At 39.5% G+C, this 2,985-nt stretch carries 3 protein-coding genes; all 3 read right to left on the reverse strand.

The window, feature by feature from the left end; genetic code table 11:
* The coding region (locus tag GX437_10660; protein NLJ08121.1) for a sugar transferase at positions 1-1,382 on the reverse strand (1,382 nt) is incomplete at its 3' end.
* A gap of 10 nt (positions 1,383-1,392) precedes the next feature.
* A complete protein-coding gene (locus GX437_10665; protein NLJ08122.1) occupies positions 1,393-2,256 on the reverse strand; it encodes a hypothetical protein in 864 nt (287 codons plus the stop codon).
* The coding region (locus GX437_10670) for a Gfo/Idh/MocA family oxidoreductase (protein ID NLJ08123.1) at positions 2,253-2,985 on the reverse strand (733 nt) is incomplete at its 5' end. The genes GX437_10670 and GX437_10665, both read right to left, overlap by 4 nt.

The raw sequence follows: 2,985 nt of genomic DNA on the forward strand, positions 1-2,985 counted from the left end.
GTATAGAAGATTATTTTGATGTCCATAGCGAGCGACATGTTTTCGATGTACAAAATATCAAATTTCATCCGCTGAATCATTTGTTCCACATTTTCGGCATAGCCGAATTTGATTTGTCCCCAGCTGGTAATCCCGGGTTTTACCTTTAATAAATAACGGTATTGGGGTGCCTGTTCGATAATTTTATCAATATAATATTGCCTTTCAGGCCTGGGACCTATGATAGACATCTCTCCTTTTAATACATTGAAAAACTGTGGAATTTCATCAATTCGGTATTTTCGTAAAATCCGTCCTACTTTGGTAATTCGCGGATCGTTGGCGTATGATAGTTCAGGGCCGTTTTTTTCAGCATCCTGAACCATAGTGCGAAACTTAATGATTTTGAATGGCTTAAAGTTTTTTCCAATCCTTTCCTGAAGATAGAAAACCGGGCCTTTTGAATCGAGTTTAATCAAAATGGCAATAAACAGCATGAAGGGGAGTGAAAGAATTAAAATCAGGGAAGAAAAAACAATGTCGATAATCCGTTTCAGGTTTTGCTGCCATCCGGGCATGATTTCAGGTGAAATATCAATCAGGGCAGTGCCGAAAATATAATTAAGCTTAACACTTCCGCTGATTAAATCGTAATTGTCGGGGATGATTTTAATATTAATGTTTTCTTCCTTTAGGGAGGCAATAATATGGTTCAGTTTTTCGTGCTCACTGGTGTCGATGGCAATGATAACCACCTCAATCTGATGACGTTGGATGATGGATTTTATATCCTGATATTTCCCCAGGCAGGGGAGTATCCCTTCCAGTGCAGGCTCCGGCTGACTGTTGACCAGTACATAGCCTGAAAATCTGTATCCCTGTGAATGCTTTTCACTTTCCAGCTCTTTGTATAAGGCAAGTGCTTTTTCATTGCTGCCAATCATCAGGGTGTTAAATGAAATTTTTCTTGCCCAGATTTTATGTTTGATCATGGTCAGAATAACCAGACGGGCTGTGGTGATGAGGAAAAACTGAAGTGAAAAAAGGGTTAAAAATGTCTTTCTGTAAAAGGTATAATTTCTGACCTCGTCATCGAGCAGCAAAACAAAAAAAATGAAAAGCGTTCCTAAGAATGTGATAACCAATGAATTGGCTATTTCTTTCAGCCTTGATTTCCGGTACAGATCCCTGTAAGTTCCGGTGAGCCAGTAAATCAGCACCCAATAAAGCGGAATGAGAACAATGGCGATGAAAAAATTTTCATCAAAATTGACAGGGACTTTATAGCCATATTTTGCCGGCTCTATAACCAGCTTGCGGTAAATAAAGAAAAGTGTCCATGCTGTTCCTGAGAAAAACAGGTCAGACAATACATATTCTATCGTAAATTTCTTTCTGTTCACCTTTCTCTAATTATTTGTAAACCAATAGTTTAATATTATCAATGAAGATGTAGGAGGTATCTGAGGCCGTGTTGACAGCTCCAAGGAAAAACCTGAAAACATTTCCCTGCGGCTCATACAAAAGCTCAGTCCCCAGATTGGCATATACCTTTTTCCATGTTTTGGTCGGATTCAGGTTGATGAGGTTTCGTTTGACCGAATTGGTCAGGCTGATGCTGTAATAACCGATGGTAAGCACTTCATCTGTTTTAAAATTGATTTCAATGAAAGCTGATTTATTTCTGGGAATATCGTAAAGATCTTCCCCTTCGATTTCAAATATGTCGTTTTTTGCAGGTAAAACCACTTTCAGCGAATAATCTCCTTCAAACTTTTCTGTATTTGAATTTGTCCTGTAAACCAATGCATTATTCAGGTTTGAAGGGTCAAAAATAACATTGCCTCCTTCAAAGTCTTCATTAAAGGCAAGTAAAAATTTGTTTCCGGCATACCAGATATTGGGTTGTATGGTGTCGGTGGTTGATGGCTTAAATAAATGATTATCAATATAATAAGTATAAAATGGGTAGGGGAGGCGGGTGTTCGAAATACCATTTTCCTTTATACCAGGCATGATGATGAGTTTCTGAATATCATTGGCAAGTACAGGAAATGTGGCTGGCAATTCAAAAACACCGATTAGTTTATCATTGACAATGACCCACGCATCGGTAATTTTGTGAGAGAGGCTTCCGAAACTGTCGTAATTACCGTGAAGTGAAAAGCTGTCAATGTGCAGATAGGCAGGAATATCTTCCGGAGGGTTGATTAGCTGGCACGACCGGGAAAAAATTCCCGTTAAAACAATCAGTATCAGTGAGAGATGTTTTTTCAAGAAAATGAAATTTTATTTAGTTTTTCATTGATTTTTTCAAGGATAATGTATGCCAGCCTCAGCGAACGAAATCCGTCCTCGATGGTTACTACCGGCTCAGTGTTTTCCATGATGGACATGGCAAAGAGGCGCAGTTCCTCACGAATGGCATTTATTTCAGGTACTTTTGGTTTGTGAATGGTAACCTGTTTTTTGGGTTTTCCGTTTCCGGGATCAATGGTCATCGAAAGAGGGTTCAGGTTTATTCCTTTTAGTTCATTTATGCGGATGATGTCGAGTTTTTTCTCCAGAAAATTAATATTAAAATATGCGTTTTTTTGAAAAATACGCATTTTCCTTTCATTTTTAAGGGATGCTCTTGAGGCAGTCAGGTTGGCCACATACCCATTTTCAAACTCAATTCTGGCATTGGCTATATCGGGAGTATCGCTAACCACCGGCACTCCTGAGGCTGAAACATGGCTGATTTCCGAATTAATCAGGTGTAGCACCAGATCAAGGTCGTGGATCATCAGGTCGAGAACAACTGAAACGTCTGTTCCGCGTGGATTGTATTGTGAAATACGTGTGGCTTCAATAAATGCTGGGTCAAGGCCTTCTTCCTGAGCTGCTAAAAATGCGGGATTGAAACGCTCCACATGTCCTACCTGTGCCTTCACTCCGCTTTTCCTGACTTTTTTCACCAGAATATCAGCTTCTTCGAGCGTGTAAGTCAGTGGCTTTTCAATA

The sequence above is a fragment of the Sphingobacteriales bacterium genome, assembly GCA_012517435.1.
In the GTDB taxonomy this organism is placed as follows: domain Bacteria; phylum Bacteroidota; class Bacteroidia; order CAILMK01; family JAAYUY01; genus JAAYUY01.